The sequence below is a fragment of the Acidihalobacter yilgarnensis genome, from assembly GCF_001753245.1.
Lineage (GTDB): Bacteria > Pseudomonadota > Gammaproteobacteria > DSM-5130 > Acidihalobacteraceae > Acidihalobacter > Acidihalobacter yilgarnensis.
Map to the genome: position 1 here is coordinate 1,480,298 of NZ_CP017415.1, position 16,261 is coordinate 1,496,558.

At 59.5% G+C, this 16,261-nt stretch carries 20 protein-coding genes; 14 read left to right on the forward strand and 6 right to left on the reverse strand.

All coding sequences use genetic code 11. From position 1 onward, the window contains the following. Positions 1 to 7 precede the first annotated feature (7 nt). The 11 genes from BI364_RS07065 (at position 8) to BI364_RS07115 (ending at position 9,932) form a co-directional block, all read left to right on the forward strand. Positions 8 to 604 (forward strand): prepilin-type N-terminal cleavage/methylation domain-containing protein, encoded by a 597-nt coding sequence (locus BI364_RS07065; RefSeq protein WP_070078137.1) that lies wholly within the window; start codon positions 8 to 10, stop codon positions 602 to 604. Further along, complete coding sequence (locus tag BI364_RS07070; RefSeq protein WP_070078138.1) at positions 604 to 1,464, forward strand: hypothetical protein; 861 nt, start codon at positions 604 to 606, stop codon at positions 1,462 to 1,464. Before BI364_RS07065 ends, BI364_RS07070 begins: the two co-directional genes overlap by 1 nt. 31 nt (positions 1,465 to 1,495) lie before the next feature. Beyond that, positions 1,496 to 2,566, forward strand: a complete 1,071-nt coding sequence (locus BI364_RS07075) for a type IV pilus twitching motility protein PilT (protein ID WP_156782648.1) — start codon at positions 1,496 to 1,498, stop codon at positions 2,564 to 2,566. Next, entirely contained in the window at positions 2,553 to 3,674 is a 1,122-nt protein-coding gene (locus BI364_RS07080) for a type II secretion system protein (protein WP_070078140.1), read from the forward strand. The genes BI364_RS07075 and BI364_RS07080 overlap by 14 nt, the downstream gene beginning before the upstream one ends. An 11-nt stretch (positions 3,675 to 3,685) precedes the next feature. Further along, positions 3,686 to 4,753, forward strand: coding sequence for a type IV pilus twitching motility protein PilT (locus BI364_RS07085; protein ID WP_070078141.1), 1,068 nt, complete (start codon positions 3,686 to 3,688; stop codon positions 4,751 to 4,753). Between the two features lie 9 nt (positions 4,754 to 4,762). Further along, complete coding sequence (locus BI364_RS07090) at positions 4,763 to 5,512, forward strand: hypothetical protein (RefSeq protein WP_156782649.1); 750 nt, start codon at positions 4,763 to 4,765, stop codon at positions 5,510 to 5,512. Positions 5,513 to 5,542: 30 nt separating this feature from the next. Further along, positions 5,543 to 5,800, forward strand: a complete 258-nt coding sequence (locus BI364_RS07095) for a hypothetical protein (RefSeq protein WP_070078143.1) — start codon at positions 5,543 to 5,545, stop codon at positions 5,798 to 5,800. A 22-nt stretch (positions 5,801 to 5,822) separates the two neighbouring features. Continuing rightward, complete coding sequence (locus BI364_RS07100; protein WP_070078144.1) at positions 5,823 to 6,089, forward strand: hypothetical protein; 267 nt, start codon at positions 5,823 to 5,825, stop codon at positions 6,087 to 6,089. A gap of 118 nt (positions 6,090 to 6,207) precedes the next feature. Further along, complete coding sequence (locus tag BI364_RS07105; RefSeq protein WP_070078145.1) at positions 6,208 to 7,623, forward strand: hypothetical protein; 1,416 nt, start codon at positions 6,208 to 6,210, stop codon at positions 7,621 to 7,623. 17 nt (positions 7,624 to 7,640) lie between these two features. Beyond that, positions 7,641 to 8,156, forward strand: coding sequence for a hypothetical protein (locus BI364_RS07110; protein ID WP_070078146.1), 516 nt, complete (start codon positions 7,641 to 7,643; stop codon positions 8,154 to 8,156). A gap of 72 nt (positions 8,157 to 8,228) precedes the next feature. Further along, on the forward strand, positions 8,229 to 9,932 hold the full coding sequence (locus tag BI364_RS07115; protein WP_070078147.1) for a hypothetical protein: 1,704 nt from the start codon (positions 8,229 to 8,231) through the stop codon (positions 9,930 to 9,932). A gap of 69 nt (positions 9,933 to 10,001) precedes the next feature. Here BI364_RS07115 and BI364_RS07120 read toward each other — a convergent pair whose 3' ends face one another. The 3 genes from BI364_RS07120 to BI364_RS07130 all read right to left on the reverse strand — a co-directional run bounded on the left by BI364_RS07120 (position 10,002) and on the right by BI364_RS07130 (position 11,571). Continuing rightward, complete coding sequence (locus BI364_RS07120) at positions 10,002 to 10,730, reverse strand: hypothetical protein (RefSeq protein WP_070078148.1); 729 nt, start codon at positions 10,728 to 10,730, stop codon at positions 10,002 to 10,004. A gap of 203 nt (positions 10,731 to 10,933) precedes the next feature. Beyond that, positions 10,934 to 11,269, reverse strand: a complete 336-nt coding sequence (locus BI364_RS07125) for an addiction module antidote protein (protein WP_070078149.1) — start codon at positions 11,267 to 11,269, stop codon at positions 10,934 to 10,936. 2 nt (positions 11,270 to 11,271) lie between these two features. Next, positions 11,272 to 11,571, reverse strand: a complete 300-nt coding sequence (locus tag BI364_RS07130; protein WP_070078150.1) for a type II toxin-antitoxin system RelE/ParE family toxin — start codon at positions 11,569 to 11,571, stop codon at positions 11,272 to 11,274. Between the two features lie 524 nt (positions 11,572 to 12,095). Between BI364_RS07130 and BI364_RS07135 the strand changes: the two genes are divergently transcribed. Genes BI364_RS07135 through BI364_RS07145 form a run of 3 tightly spaced genes read left to right on the forward strand, consistent with a single transcriptional unit; the run spans position 12,096 to position 15,041 of the window. Next, positions 12,096 to 12,737, forward strand: a complete 642-nt coding sequence (locus tag BI364_RS07135) for a hypothetical protein (RefSeq protein WP_070078151.1) — start codon at positions 12,096 to 12,098, stop codon at positions 12,735 to 12,737. An 8-nt stretch (positions 12,738 to 12,745) separates the two neighbouring features. Then, entirely contained in the window at positions 12,746 to 13,819 is a 1,074-nt protein-coding gene (locus BI364_RS17295) for a helix-turn-helix domain-containing protein (RefSeq protein ID WP_083251222.1), read from the forward strand. A gap of 37 nt (positions 13,820 to 13,856) precedes the next feature. After that, a complete protein-coding gene (locus tag BI364_RS07145) occupies positions 13,857 to 15,041 on the forward strand; it encodes a phospholipase D family protein (RefSeq protein ID WP_156782650.1) in 1,185 nt (394 codons plus the stop codon). Positions 15,042 to 15,190: 149 nt separating this feature from the next. Here BI364_RS07145 and BI364_RS07150 read toward each other — a convergent pair whose 3' ends face one another. The 3 genes from BI364_RS07150 to BI364_RS07160 are packed head-to-tail and all read right to left on the reverse strand — an operon-like array spanning position 15,191 to position 16,153. Continuing rightward, positions 15,191 to 15,634 carry a type II toxin-antitoxin system VapC family toxin gene (locus tag BI364_RS07150; RefSeq protein ID WP_070078154.1) on the reverse strand — a complete coding sequence of 148 codons (444 nt, stop codon included), beginning with the start codon at positions 15,632 to 15,634 and terminating at the stop codon, positions 15,191 to 15,193. Then, positions 15,631 to 15,876, reverse strand: a complete 246-nt coding sequence (locus BI364_RS07155; protein WP_070078155.1) for a type II toxin-antitoxin system Phd/YefM family antitoxin — start codon at positions 15,874 to 15,876, stop codon at positions 15,631 to 15,633. The genes BI364_RS07150 and BI364_RS07155 overlap by 4 nt, the downstream gene beginning before the upstream one ends. Positions 15,877 to 15,892: 16 nt before the next feature. Then, entirely contained in the window at positions 15,893 to 16,153 is a 261-nt protein-coding gene (locus tag BI364_RS07160) for a hypothetical protein (RefSeq protein WP_197495928.1), read from the reverse strand. Between the last annotated feature and the right edge of the window lie 108 nt (positions 16,154 to 16,261).

Genomic DNA, 16,261 nt, shown 5'->3' on the forward strand with positions numbered 1-16,261 from the left:
ATGGATGATGAAACTGAAACAGCCAACGACTCGCCGCCGCCAGGGCGGCTTTACCCTGATTGAGATTTTGATCGCGCTGGGCGTCCTTGCGGTCATTGTCGCCGGTGTGGTCTCCTACCTCAACCTGAGCAAGTCGAAGGGGCAGGTGTTGTACAACACCATGGCGTCCATCGCGTCGGCCGCAGACCGCTTCGACCTCGACACCTCGTGCTACCCGTTCCAGACGGACCTGTTGTTCGATAAAACCGCGGTCGCCGGCAATACGGCCAATTCCTGCGGCGCCGACGTGTCGAGCACCTGGAATGGTCCCTACATGCAGACCAAGTCGGTGGATGCCAACGGTAACGTGGAATTCACCCAGATTGGCCCGCAGGTGACGATCTCGATCGTGCCGGGCTCCTTCCTGCCAAACGGCAGCAACGTGCAGTACGCGGTGCAGGCGAACAGCGTACCGCAGAAAATCGCGGCCCAGGCGTTCAAGGCCTGTTCGGGCGGGGCGGCGACCACCACCAGCGGCTCGAACACGGTGGCCGGCAACTGCTACCTCGGTACCGCTTCCGGCGGCGTGAACACCTTTGGCTACGTGTTTGCGGGTAACAGCTAATGCCGTACCGCGCCGGACCGTCCCCATCAGCGCCGCCCCGGCGTCAGGGCGGTCTGGCGCTGTTGCTGTTCGTCGTGCTGCTGGCGGGCATCGCCTCTCTCTTCATCGGCGCGTATACCGCGGAACTGGGTGGGGTCGGCGAGGCGGCTACCCAGCGGCGCGATCAAGATTATGTCAACCGCGCGGCGACGCTGCTCGCCGCGTGGTATGCCGCACATCCGCAGCTCATGGATGGCAACACCCAACCCTCGATACCGAATTGCACGCTGCCGGTCGGCGACTGTCTGATGCAGGCTGCTGGCATCCCGGAACGACATGGCGTGGTGGTCTCCATAAGCACACGCCAGACGACGCCGAACGGATACGACTATCGCTCGATCACGCTATGGATACCCAAGGCCGACGCTACGGGCTCGCAACGCAGCCAGTACGCCGCGCAGTACGCACTGGTCAGCGCCACGGTCGACGGGCGCTCCATCGAGCGCGCGCTTATGGTCGAGGCGAACCGCACACTGGCAAGATTGTCCGCGCAGCTCGTTTCGGCGTACGCCGCCTGGTTGGCGAACACCGGCGATATCGCCAACGACTGGTTCCAGCCAACAGGCTGCGGACCCTACGGGGACAATGCCAATGTCGCCTGCGCGGATACCTGGACCAATCTGGCCCAATCCGGCCTGCCCATCGCCATAGGTACGCCAGCGGTACGGCTCAATCCCTGGGGGCTGTCCTATCAGATTTGCAACGCTGCGGCCTGCGGCGCGAGCGACCAGGCGGCGCCTTATAGCCTGCTGCTGCGCACCGCAACGCCTTGGGGTGGACTGCTGTCACAGACCGCCATCGAGCCGATCGCGGCGGGTTGATGATGTTCGAGACCGACAAAGGAGCTTTTGCGTGAGTGGATTCGTCACCTGGATGGAAAACTGGCTGCAGTCGGAAGCGCCGACCTGGTCGGATCTTTATCTGCGGGTCAACAGTCGCCCCGTCGTCAAACTCTCCGGCATGGGGCTCAAGGTCATGGAGGCCTCGCCGCTCGTGCGCGAGGATGACCTCGAGTATCTGGTCGGCGGCAAGGTCGACTGGAGCGCCGATGTCGACCAGGACCATGGCGTAACAGTCTCGGGCCTGCGCTTTCGCGTCAATGTGCTCAAGTCGATGGGCGGAGGCGGGGCCGTGCTGCGTCGGCTCGAAACCGAGCCGCCGGAACTCGACGGTCTCGGCCTGCCGACGAATCTGCTCCGGCGCATCTGCCAGTTCTCCCACGGTCTTATCATCGTGGCCGGCGAGACGGGGTCCGGCAAGACGACCACGCTGTCCGCCATGATGTACGAGCGCGCACGTTTGCGTTCGACCACCACGGTGACCATCGAAGACCCGGTCGAGATCCTGTTCCCGAAGGAAATGCCCACGCGCGAAGGTGGCTTGTCTCAGTTCATCCAGCGCGAGGTGGGACACGACACCGACTCATTCACATCGGGCCTGCGCGCGGCATTGCGCGAGGCGCCGAACGTCATTGCTGTCGGCGAGGTGCGCGACGCCGAATCGGCGCGCCTAGCCCTGCAGGCGGCGGAGACCGGGCACTTGGTCTTCATGACCCTGCACACGCGCGGCGCCCAGGAAACGGTATCCCGTCTGTTGGCCTTCTTCCCCGAAGCGCAGCATACGCTGATCCGTCAGCAGCTGGCCTCCGGCCTGCGCCTTGTGCTGCGCCAGGTGCTGATGCCGCGCAAGGGCGGCGACGGGCGCGTGCTGGCCTACGAACTCATGACGCTCGACGGCGGCATCGCCAACTGCATCCGCAAGGGCACGGATCATCAAATCCTCAACGAGATCAGTGCCGGCCGGGAATACGGCATGGTCGCGCTCAATGACATGCTGGCCAAACTGGTCAGGGACGAGGTGATCGAGCGCGACGAGGCCCTGCGCCACTCCTACGACCCGGAGGCGCTCGATGCGATGCTCTGAACGTCAGCATGGCTTTACCTTGATCGAGGTCCTGATCGCGATAGGGTTGGTTGCGCTTATCACGGCCATGAGTTATCCGATCTTCGACTCCATGCTGGATTTCGGACAACAGGAAGCCACGCATACCCGGTTGCTGGAGGCGGCTAACGCCATCATAAACGCCTATCGCGAGAATGCCTTGATGGTGGACTCGTCGCTATCCGGGCAGTATTTCTGCGCGGCGGCTGGGGCTTGTATCACGCCCGCCGCCTCGAATACCGCGCCGCCGTCTGCGGTGCCAGCCAGCCAGGCCGACGGCGCGCAGACCGCGAACGAACTGCAGCTGATTGCCCAGTCGCAGGGACTGAATGTCGAGCGTCTGGAAGTGGATGGCTACAACAAGTATTTCCGCTATTTTGTCAGCAACGCGCTGAGCAAGCCCAATGGGCCTGGCGGTGCGACCGTTTACTACCATGTGATCGCGATCGTGTCGTCGGGTGGCAAGAATCAACTGTCTCCCGGCACCACCTTCGACCCGGCGACCGGGCAGCTCACGCTGGCCACCGGCGATCAGGGCGTCGTCGTCAGCGGGCTGCCCATCGAACAGGCCTATTACCGGCAGGCGATGGATCAGCTGCGCACCCTGGCGGACGATTATGGGCAGTTCTTCACTTCCCGATATCTGACATCGAACGCGCGGAATCCATCCACCGATTACTTTTCGCAGTCGGACGCACTCGATCAAACCAACGCGCAGAGTTTCGACAGCAACAGTCCCATCTGCAACAGCGGCAACGGTAACTGCGGCTGGAATTTCAGTGGCGACCCGTTCCCGGGCCAGATGGGTACGCCGGTGACCAATACCGGGGTCGTGTTTTGGGATTGCCAGCCGGCCACGGTGCTGGGCGGCTTCATGTCTTCGCTCGGGCTGTCTCAAAGCGCCGTGACCGATCCCTGGGGATATCCGGTCGGCGTCTGCAACGGCCCGAATGCCACGGGGCAGGGCGTCAACGTCCGCAATCCGTCGAACAATAACGCCGCACTGCAACCCCCGCCCTATACCGCCGCCATCGTCGCTTGGGCGCCTGGCGGCATTCCGCTGACGGCCACCGTGGTCGGACAGGATTAGAGGATCGTCTCATGCGAGACATCGGAGACCTGCTGCAACGCTACCTTGACGAGGGGTTCCATTTCACCGACGCGAATCTTTCGCCCGGCGAGCCCATCCTATATCGCGGCGCGGGCGGATTCGAAGCTTCAAAGTCGGCGCCGCTCACCCTGGATGAAATCGAGCATTTCATCGCGTCTCCGGATTTGGGTGGGGAAAACTGGCGGCAACGCATGCGGGAGAATCGAAACACGCTGGAAATGGCCTGCACATTCGGTCAGGCCCGATTGCGCTGCAGCGTTTACGAGACCGGCGGTTCAGCCCACACGCTGCGTATCGCCATCCGCAGACAGCCGCTCGATGTCCCGCCGCTCGAGACGATCGGAGCCCCGCCGAACATCACCAAGATGCTGGGGCGAGGCAAAGGCCTCGTCCTGATTACGGGACCGACCGGCGCGGGCAAAACGACGACCATGGCTGCTTTGCTCGACTGGATCAACCGGCGGATACCGCTGCATATCCAGACCATCGAGCAGCCGATCGAGTATGTTCACAAGCGGGACAAATGCGTCATCTCGCAAAGCGAGGTCCCCGAGAACTCGCCCAGTTTCGCAGCTGGCGTGGAAGCCGCGTTACGTCATCGTCCGGACATTATCGCCATCGGCGAAATACTCAACCGTGAAACCGTCAGCGCCGCATTGCATGCCGCGACTTCCGGACATCTGGTCATCGGCACCATGCACACCAATTCTTGCGAGGACACCATTGGCGCCATTCTGCAGTTTTACGATGGTGAAGAAGCCGAACAGCGTCGGGCCACACTGGCCACTGTGCTTGTCGGTATTGTCAGCCAGGTACTGATTCCGAGTTATGACAAGAAAAAGCTGCACCTGGCATCGGAAATCATGTTCTGCAACGACACCATCAGCCGGCTCATCCAGCAAAACAAGGTACGGCAAATCGCTAACGCCATGCGGGATGACCGTGAATATGGCATGTCGATACTGAACGACTCGATCAACATGTTATGGGCCAGTCAAAAAATATCGCTGCGCGCCGCTATGCGCGCTTCCTATGACCCTTCTGGCGTGGGTGTCTGAACTTCAACAATGAAGAGGTACTTGAAAGTGAACACAAAACAGGTCATGAAATCCGCCGTTCTGCCGCTTTCGCTCCTGCTTCCGGCCGTCGCCCTGGCTCAGGGTGTCGCGAGCAACCCGATTGACCCATTCACCGGGCAATCGCAGTCCTATGAAAAGATCATCGAGCGGGCCAAGGCCGCGCAGGCTGAACAGAAACTGGTTCAGGCGCAGTACGAGATCGCCCACTATCGGGAACAGATCGCCGGCGTCCACGGCATCTCAAAGCCGTCAGGCGGCAAGCTCAAGGCGCTGGAGGCGTCCGTAGCGGCGTTGCAGCAGCAGGTAACGGCCCTGCAGGCGACCCTTGGCAAGAACGGGAAATCGGTGGCTCAACCGCAAACCGCTCAGGCTCAGGCGCCGCAGGCGGCGACCGCGCCGAAGCTCGTAGGCATCACCCGGACGGCAACCGGCCGAATCGCCTGGGTCAAAACCTCGCAGGGCGTTATCCAGGTGGCGCCTGGCAGCCAGTTTGGAAGCTGGAAGGTCAAGGCCGTATCGGCCGACGGCGTGACGCTGGTGCGACAGGGGCATCAGCGGCTGTTGCCGGTATCCGCGGACTGGGCGGGGCAGTTGGGCATCAGCGGCAAGGTCAAGACCGAAAACACGTCGGGCTTTGGCAGCGTGCCGCCCGCGCCCGGCTCGACACCGGCTTCTGCCACGGCCATGACCCAGCAGGGAGCGGCAACGATTACGCAGGCGCTGCAGGGCGGAGCTTGATTCGCAAACAGCCAACGAAAAGGAACAAAAATGAGCGCACAGAAAAGCGCTATTTTGGGGACACCGCATATATATGCGGATACGTTTGCTGATTACGCTGGGCTCGAATCTCTCGTTGCCTATGCCTTTATCAGCGAACACGAAAAAGAGTTCGAAGCCTGGTTGCAAAGGCACCGGCTTGATCCCATGTTGATGGAACGCTGGATGCAGACGCAGGCGCATATGCTGGACGGCTATGCCACCTTGCGGGAGGCGGGATTGGTGTCTGCGGCGCAGTCCAACGATTAGCCATCGCCGCCAGCGCCATCCCGTGGCGCCCGTCGGCCAGCTCGGAAGCTGGAAGGTCAAGGCCGTATCGTCCGGTGGCGTAACACTGATCCGACAGGGTCATCAGCGGCTGTTGCCGGTATCTGCGGACTGGGCGGGGCAGTTGGGCATCAGCGGCAAGGTCAAGACCGAAAACACGTCGGGCTTTGGCGGCGTGCCGCCCGCGCCCGGCTCGACACCGGCCTCTGTCACGGCCAGGACGACCGCTGGGCGGCATCAAGGAGGCGACTCGACAAAGTTGATCTCGTAAGACTACCAGCTTATCATTTCCTTCACACGTGGCATCTCCGTGAGGCGAGTCGCTAACAAGCGGCAGCCGGTTCATGCAAACGCTCCCAAAGGGCGTTTACGTGAGCTAGGAGGCCACCATGAAGAAGAATACTCGGAATACGACTCTATCCGCCGGAGCCATCGCCCTGGCCGGGTGCTTTGCGCTGACGCCTGTCTATGCCGCCAGCGTCGGTTTGCTGCACCCCAAAATCGCCACGATCACCGAAGTCGCCAATCCCCAGGGCGGACAAACCACCCTGTCCGGCATCACCAGCCGTAGCGTCAATACCCATGGCGTCGACACCGCCTCCGGCGGCGGTAACGCGATTGCCAACCTCGGCGCGTTGCTCACCCCGATTCAGGCGCCTGCAAGCCCGACCTACAGCAGCCCGACCGATGCTTCCAACCAGATCGGCACGATGCTGAACTATGACATGGCGCAGTTCGCGCAACAGGTCGCCGGACTCATGCAGTCGGGGCAACCGATGGCCGACGTGAAACAGGCCGTGTTCACCTATACCGTGCCGGTCACGATCATAGGCGGCGGGCAGCCGGTCAGGGGTTTCGTCAACGATACCTGCTTCATCAACCCGGACGCCAGCTACAACTGCCTGGGCGCTGCCTATAACTCGGGCGTCACCAAGATCATCTACGCCGTCTACGAACAGGGCGCGGTCGCGCAGGGCCTGCCCGCCAACTGGACCCTGCCGAACCCCGGCGATCTGGAATGGGCTGAACTCGAGGTGCAGTCCTCCGGCGCCGGCGCCACGCAGTCGTTTCTCACTGTTCAGGGTCAGATCTGGCACACGGTCTCGTATCTGCAGAACGGCGGGCCGCTCGGCCAGTACGGTCAGTACGACATGTACCAGGTCGGCACGGTCGCCAATCAGCAGGCGCTCATCAACTGCGGCGCGACCGCCGGAGGTGCCTGCACGCAGTATCGGCCGGGCGCCTGGGTGCCGGACCCGAACAACAGCCAGAACGTCGGCTCGCTCACCTACGATCAGCAGACGCCAATTAACCTGCTGGCCAAGAACGTGATCGCGCCGCTGGAACAGCAATACGGCGCATCCAGTGCGGTCCTGCTGTATGGCAAGACGGTCGCGCCTGTCTATAACCCGGGTCCGAACAACACGTCCGTCGCGCAGACAGCGATCGATATCCAGCAGCGGGTCATCAACCCGGGCGGGATGTTCTTCTTCATCTCGCGCGGCGCCGGCGGGCAGTTTCGCGAACAGGGTGTGTACGGTTTCCTGCTCAACCAGCAGGTTGACCAGTACAACGTCGACCCTTCCGGCAACGCGACATTCGCCAATAGTTTCACGCGGCACGTCGTGTCGCCGACGCAGACGTTCAGCAAGAGCGTGGCATTGACCGGCGGTTATCAGCCTTCGGGTCCGGCCATCATCAATCCGTTCCCGGCCGGCAACCAGATTTACAGCTACCTGAACGACACGGTCAACCATCTGCCAGCGAGCGCGTACGTTCAGGTCGCGCCGATTGTGATCCAGTAATCATAGGAGATAGGGAAATGAAGCAGATTCACGTCATTCGTCAGGTTCGACGCATCGTCATGCTGATGCTCGGCGGCGCGCTGTTGGCGCCGGGCCTGGCCCTCGCCGGCATGATTTATAACGCCAATGGCTATGCCCCGAACAGCAGTAGCCCGGTCGTGGGCGGATGGGCGCAGGTCGGTCAAAACACCCCGCGAACCTGTACCCAAGGCGGAAATATACACCACCACTATACGGTCTGCTCTGGCGGCAACCAAGCGTACTACCGTCCTTTTGGCGACGTGGTGTTGCTCAGCGGACAGTGGGGGCCTGGTGGCACTTGGTACAACGGTGCGCTCGTCTGCCCGAACAATACGGCGGCCATCCCAGTGACGGCTGGCGGCACCTGGCAGGGCTATATGGCCGATAACGGCGCCTGGTACAACGCGGTGTATGCACCGAATCAGTGGGGCCAATGGGGATGGCAGCCAGCCCAGTCGGTCACCGTCTGCGCCGACACCGATACCGCAAGCGGCTGGTACGGCGGGCAATAAGCACAAGCACACGCGCCGCCGGTTATCCGTCGGCGCGGTATTGCGCATCGAAATCGAAACAGGAGACGGACATTGAACACCATCGCGAAGACCCTCTACCGCACGGCTGCCGGCACGCTGACGGGCGCGGCGCTGTTGTCCATGCTGGCGCTGCCGGTGGCCTCCTACGCGGCACCGCCGGCGTTCCACGACGGGATCGACTACTTCGGCCAGTGCCAGGTGACCAACACGCAGCAGCGCATGGACGACTCGACGCCGATCTACAACCAGTGGGGCGCGGTCGCCCACCATGTCGACAATACCCTGCAGGGCAAGCACAGCCTCAAGGCGATGGACGCCGGCATCGCCTACGTCGACAACCTGACCGGGGCGATTCTGCTCAAGGTGCCCGAGAAGGACCTCAATGGCCGCATCGACTTCGAGTCCATGGGTGCGGCGCCGGTGGTCATGGCCTTCTACGACCCGCAGACCTCCGTGGGCCGGATCTGGATCGACCGGGCCATCCGGGTCAACGGTCAGGTGCTGGTCGAACAGATGCCGTTCGCGCCGGAGGACGGCATCATCCTGTCCTACGGCTACGACAAGAACAACCCGTTCTGGCAGTTCGTGCCGGGCAATGCCGGCAACCCGACGGTGAGCGACCCCTACGCCTTCGTGAATGCCGGCGTGAACGGTTTCTACGCGGCGGTGGGCATGGTGCTGCGCAAATTCAGCGCGCAGCGCGGGCTGATCGCGACCATGGACGTGACGCCGCACGTGAGCACGCAGTCGTCGGGCAACTTGTTTGTCAAGCACACCAAGGAGACGGTGACCTACGACGCGAAGCCGATCTGGACGCTGGTGCTGCCGTCTGGCGAGGTGCCGGGCGGGTTCACCACCGGCTACAAGCTGCCGCTGTGCAATCCGGTGAGCGGTACGCCGATGACCGCCGGTTCGCTGTCGCAAGCGAAGCAGCAAGCGCAGCTGTGGTCGGACACGACGACCGAGGGCGGGGTGTCCTCGATGACCTACAAGGGCCAGGACTGGGCGGCACTGACGATCCCGGCCGGGGTCGAGTACATCCACCAGGGCGCCGACCCGATCGGGCTGGATACCAGTTCCTGGCCGGTGTACACGTACAGCCAGTCGCAGAGCGGATTCTCGCTGTTTACGATGGCCGTCTTTGCCGTCGCCCTGGGCGCAGTGACGGGAGGATTGGCGGCAGCAGCGTTGACCAATAGCGCAATTGCCGGGAGTTCTGTCGCTTACGCAACCACATCAGCCATGACCGCCGCTGGGTTGCCGATGGCATTTGGTAGTGCCGCTGGCGGCGCGCTTGCAGGGGCGGGTTTCTCGGCCGCTGCCTCGCTGCTGTACGACACCGGGTTCCTGGGGATCGCCGGTACGCCGAATGCGGGCGCGGCCTATGGCGTCAAGTCGCAAGTCGGGGCTTTGGCGGGTAACGGCAACAGCAAGACCGGAAGCGCCGCTGTGTCGCAGTACAACCTCGCGGCCTACATCGCGGCGCTAGACTCGGCCAACGTCACGGCGGGCACCTCGACCACGGCGCAGGCGAGCAACCCGAACGTCTCGGGCGGTTCGAACGGCGTCATCGGCGCGCTGACCAACGCGACCACGAGCGACCAGCTGACCGCGCCCGGATCGCTCGGCAGCCAGGCGCGCACGACGATGAAAGGCGCCGACAACGTGACGCCCGACACGCCGGACAGCATCACCCGGCAGTACACCAACGGGCAGTCGAGTTCGATCTACGGCGCGCTGCCGCCCGCGCCGTAAGGCGGATTTCTGCCACCCACAAAAAAGGGCCGGGGTTCTCCCGGCCCTTTGCGTTCCTTCCCTGAAATGTTACTTCCCGGCGATCCTCGCCTTGCAGATCGCCGCCAGCTGCGCGGCCGACTTGCCCGTGATCTGCTCGTACTCCTTGACCGTCATCGGATAGGGCAGGGTGACGATGTGGTGGGTGAAGGTGCCGGCATCTCCGAAGTATCCACCAACATTATCAGATCCGAAAAAATCCAGATTACGGTAGAAGCTCTTGCCATGCTGAACTCCCTTGATCCCCGCCGTGATAGCGGCAGCCATGGCGGGCAATATATCTTCCTGCCTCGTCCAGTACGGTCCCGTATTGTCATAGTACTTATCGTTTGCTACCCCCACCCCTCGCAAATTCATGTGGACTCTGAACCCCGCGAAGGTGAGGTATCCTCTGAGGCCTGTCGCGCCCAAACCTTCACTGAAACCATTTTCTTTGAATGTCCGAAGGGTAATCTCGAAGTTCACCGGCACGGCGGGGCCTTTGCCCTGAGTCAGCCCGGCGCGCTGGAAGGCGAGTTCGATGTTGTACTTCATCATCTTGGCGTACATCGGGTCGGGCAGGCAGTGGTAGACGGTTTCGTGTACCGGGCGGGCGTCGGGGGCGACGGTGACCTTGCCGACGGTGAAGGCGCGGCCCTTGAGGAAGGCGGTCTTGGAAGCCGGGGGCGGGTTGTTGAGGGTGACGCCGTGGTTGAATGCGCAGCCGCCGAGGGCGAGCAGGCCGAGCAGGGCGGCGGCGAGGGCGAGCGGGCGGATCATGGTGTTCTCTCCTGTGTATCGTGTTCTTGGACAGGGTTAGGATCGCACGGGAGAGGGGGAATGCAAGCTCAGGTCGTATCGCCAGAAAGCTTCGCGCTGACCCATCCCCAGAAGCAACCATGGACGGTCCGCGACCCGCCGGCGTCAGGGCGTCCGATGGGGGGTAGCAAGGCGACTCGACGGCACGTAAACAGGCGTCTTGTTCAGGCTGACTCTTGGGGCATATCGGTGTGCGCGACGTGCGTCGGCTGCACGACCAGACGGACGCCCAAGGCCGTGCAAACACGGCTAATAGTCTCGAAACGCGGCTCGCTGCCAGGTCGAAGCGCCTTATATAGCGCTTCGCGTGCAATGCCGGAATCCTTTGCAACCTGAGACATCCCACGTGCGCGAGCAATGTCGCCGAGGGCTGCAGCCAGTAGGGCTGGGTCATTCTCTTCGAGAATGGCCGTCAGGTATTCCGCCACATCCTCGTCGTTATTTAAGTACTCCGACACATCAAACTCGGGCAGTTCGGAAATCTTGATTCTTTGGGTCATGTTTAATCCTCCAGGGACTTCGCCAGCGTGGTGGCACGACGGATGTCGGCTTGCTGAGTGGACTTGTTACCGCCGGCAAGCATCACAATCACGGTCTCGCCGCGCAGGATGTAGTACATGCGCCAGCCTGGTCCGAAGTGCTCGCGCATCTCAAATACGCCTTCGCCCACCGGCGCCACATCGCTCAAGTTACCCAACTGAACTTTGCGTAGACGTTTGCTAAGTCGCAGCTTGGTTCGCCCGTCCTTCAGACTTTTGAGCCAGTCCTCGAACTCGCCGAGAAGTTTCACCGTATAGGACATGGCTCATTGTAATCGACCGATTACAGATGGGCAATAAGCAAAGCATCTTCCGATTGTGCGGCGCGCTGACCAACGCGACCACGAGCGACCAGCTGACCGCGCCCGGATCGCTCGGTTGACTACGCTTGTGATGGAGATGGCTTATTCTAGTAGCGTCCGGTATGTGGCACTTGTCTGAACTGGTGCTTTCGGCCAAGAGCAGCCGTCCATATTTTTTCTGGCCAGGTTGTTCAAAGGCAGCATTCACACGAAAACCTGCCGTTAAGCTAACTTAATGCTGGCGTTAGCGCTGTGCCTTTGTTTTTATACGTGCATAAAGAGCCAGAAGATCAGGATAATGAAGATAAATCAGGAGGTTGACACCATCTAAGGTATGTCTCCATTTAAAGGATATTCAGACCTGTCGATCTCTATAAGTCACTGTTAGCCAACAAATGCCACCCTCGGTTGGGCGTCGGGCGTTGCCATGTTGATTTTTTTCACCTACAATGTAGTCTAGATAAATCAACATCTCGGAGTTCTTCATGCCCAGCCCAGACCTCGCCATAGTTCGTGAGCCTCAAGACGTAGACGATGCCCTGAAACAGATTGGCCTCACCCGGGACATCGTTGTTGAGGTGGCTTTATCTGCGGCTGCGGCACGAGCGGACACACTACCTGTCGACCCATCCCTTGCGCCGGGAATGTTGTCATATATTTTCGGCGTCCGTGCTATCCGCATGAGCCTGCTAAAGTCGGGCTGGCGCACCAGCCGTCAAGGGAACGTCGAATCTACGGTAAATGATGACCTCGGCGTCCAGCTCTTTTTCCAAAATGTCGATTTGGCTTGCAAGGAATCTCATGATCCGCAAGCTGTTTCAGGCAAAGGTAGGGCGTCACGGCATCTGGTGGCGGCTGGGCAGGGAGAGCTTTTCGGTCATCCCGCAAGCAACACGACCATTAGTGCCCTTGGGTGTACACCTACAGTTTGGGTGATTTGTGTCTCGGTAGAAGATTTCTCTGTCCGCGCGGAGGTGTCATGCCCGAAGACGTTCCAAGGCCCTCAATTTGAAGAATTTCATCAACGCATCTTCGTTCTGGATGAAAGCTTCGAGCCAACTCCCAAGCGTCTCGGCGACAATGAGGACGGCTTGGACGATTTTGACGTTGAAATCTCGAAGAAATAGCACGAACTATGTTTAATCCTGAGCGATTGTCGATTGCTAGAAAGAGGCGTCAGCTAACGAAGAAATCCTTAGCCGAAAAGGCTGGCATTTCACAGCTGACGCTTACTCGAATTGAGACAGGTCAAACACAAGACCCGGAGGAAGAGACGGTTGCCGCGTTGGCACGGGTGCTGGCGTATCCTGCGAGCTTCTTCTACTTAGGAGATTGTGAGGAGCTTCCTCCAGAGGCGGTTAGTTTTAGAAGCCTGTCATCACTTACTGCTAAACAACGAGATTCTGCTTTGTCCGCTGGTGCGATAGCGCACTTACTGGATGACTGGGTTACTGAGCGATTCAATCTTCCTCAACCAAATCTTCTAGATCTCAGGCATGAGGATCCAGAGGCCGCCGCCATTGCTTTGCGTCGTCATTGGGGGATTGGATCAAAGCCGATTCCCCATTTGGTCAAGCTCCTTGAAGCGAAAGGCGTAAGAGTCTTTTCGTTGGCAGAAAACACTAAGAATGTTGATGCTTTTTCTTGCTGGAGAAATGGTGTCCCGTATGTTTTCTTAAACACTTTCAAATCTGCCGAGCGAAGTCGTTTTGATGCTGCACACGAAATTGGGCACTTAGTGCTGCATCTTCATGGGGGCACAAGTGGTCGAGAGGTCGAAAGGGAAGCGGATCAGTTTGCGTCTGCATTCCTGATTCCTCGCGATGACTTTGTTGCTCACGTTCCCATGGTTCGCTCGCTGGAGCAGCTTCTTACCCATAAGAGTCGGTGGGGGGTATCTGTTGCCGCCCTAGCCAGAACCGCATTCGAAGCTGGTGTGCTTTCTGATTGGCACTATCGAGAATTATGCAAGCAGATCAGTTATCGAGGTTACCGAACGCAGGAACCTTTACCAATGCAGCGAGAAGAATCTGTTTTATGGAAAAAGGTTTTTGAGGAGCTATGGAAAGATCGACTCACAAGGGACCATGTCGCTGCTCAACTCGATGTTCCAAGTGATGAAATTTCATCTCTTGTGGGAGGTTTGCTTGGGTCAGGCAGCAATCTCAGTTCCTCGCGTAAGGAACCTTTCAGATTGAGGGCTGTGTAGTGTTATCGACTTAGGTGGGCCGCAAGGAGATGAACCGTTGAAGCTGATATCAAGCAACAAGAAACTGGTTCGAACGCTATCGCGCCTGATCGGAAGTCATTCTGAGGCCACATTTGCAGTTGCATGGGCTTCTTCGGGAAACTCCGTTTTTGAACTCATTCAAGAACACTCATCGCGGATTACGCGGGCCGTCATTGGAACCCACTTTTACCAAACGCACCCTGATGTACTCGATGCATTTCAGGGAAAGGCTAACGCCCGGTTTGTGCTTCAGCCGAGTGGTGTATTTCACCCAAAGATCTACCTTTTTCGCAGTGAGGATCAATGGGAAGCGTTGATTGGAAGTGCAAATCTCACATCCGGTGCCCTTTGTATAAACTCAGAAGCCATGTTGCTGATTGGTGGCGCTGGTAACGATTCAACTTCAGTTCGAGATGAAATCGTCAGTCTCATTGCCCGCTACTGGGAAATGGCTAAGCCAATCAAAAAGAGCGAAGCCGCAGCCTACCGCGAGGTATGGAGCCGAAAACAGCCGGCACTCCGCCGTTTGGCGGGGCAGTATGGTTCGAGCAACACTGAGAAGCCGCTTACCGCTTCATCTGTGATGTCAATGGCATGGGATAGATACTTCAACGCAGTGAAGGCCGATCAGCATCATGGCTTTGAGAATCGCTGTGAACTTCTTGCCGCTGTGGCCTGTGCCTTTGCCAAGCATCGGACCTTCGCATCAATGCCTTTACCCTTGCGGAAGACGATTGCCGGATTGCCGAATGTCCATGAGAGCCGGTGGGGTTGGTTCGGAAGCATGCGGGGCGCGGGGTACTACCACCAAGCCGTAAACGAAAACAATAAGCATCTTTCTAAGGCCCTTGACGAGATACCGCTGCGCGGCACGGTCACGCGCTCGGAGTATGAAAAGTACATCGCAGAGTTCCTCAATGCCTTTCCAAATGGAAGACATGGGGTTGGTATCGCTAGTCGCCTTCTGGCATTAAAGCGACCAGATCAATTCGTTTGCCTTGACTCAAAGAACCAACGCGGCCTTTGTCGTGATTTCGGAATCGTTCAAAGTGGAATGAATTACGACAGATATTGGGGTGAAATTATTGAGCGTATTACAGATGCGCCATGGTGGAACTCAATGCGGCCAAAAAACGCCAAGGAAGCTGCCGTCTGGGACGGCCGAGCTGCAATGCTCGATGCGATCTTCTACGAAGAATGAGGCCACCGGACGGCGACTCCGCTGCCGGTCAACTTGTCGTTGAACGGCTAGTATTGAGTCTGGAGCCGACAGTGCGTCATCGATACACGACCGGCCGGAATGGGTCGTAAGTACGCACTTATCCAAATCGAAAGCAGTCGTTCGCTCTCTCAAGTACTTTGGTTGGAATTCTGAGCGCCAAAAATTGAAACGCCTGCAGCTGTGGTGGCCTTCTCCAAATCTGCATCAAGTGTTGCCAACGGCAAGCCTGTCCGTAGTGACAATTCCAGATAAGCCGCATCGTAGGACGACAATTTATAACGGCGGGCGAGATTCAATGTATCGCCCAGAGCCTGTGCGGCTGTGGCTTGGTCAACTGAGATGTTAAGGCGCTCAAGCACCGCAATGTATCGCTGCGAGTCGGCTTCGGTCACAACCGCTTTAGATTCGAGCTTGGCAACCACGTTGGAAATCTCTAGTGCAAACAAAGAGGGCACGACTGCCGGTGATTGTTTGAGGGCGCCCAGCGTAGAGGTCGCGTACTCGATTCCAGCCGGGTTGGTCTGCGGTGCCAACCATAGCAGCGCCACTGACGCATCGAGAACAAAATTCACGCACGCCCCTCGTTGATCAGTGACTTCAGATCGACACCTGGCCCCGAGTTGTGAGCCTGCATATAGGACAGCATGTCATCTACGGCCGCCACGGCATCCGAATGTTTGTTGCCTTGCGCCGGCACAAGGTCAGCCACGGCCTCACCTCGCAGGGTGATGGTGTAGCGGTTGCCAGCCCTGATACCTCGCAACAACTCCGGCAACTTTGTCTTTGCTTCGTAAGATCCAATTTCGATGTTCATGCCTTGCTCCTATCGGCTATTCAAGACCGGTATATAGACTAGTCTTATTAAATCTTCTTTGGTAGAGGCTTGATCCAGCCAACGTCACGGCGGGCACTTCGACCACGGCGCAGGCGAGCAACCCAAACGTCTCGGGCGGCTCGAACGGCGTCATTGGCGCGCTGACGAACGCGACCACGAGCGACCAGCTGACCGCGCCCGGATCGCTCGGCAGCCAGGCGCGCACGACGATGAAAGGCGCCGACAACGTGACGCCCGACACGCCCGACAGCATCACCCGGCAGTACACCAACGGGCAGGCGAGTTCGATCTACGGCGCGCTGCCACCCGCGCCGTAAGGCGGGTTGCTGCCACCCACAAAAAAGGGCCGGGGTTCTCCCGGCCC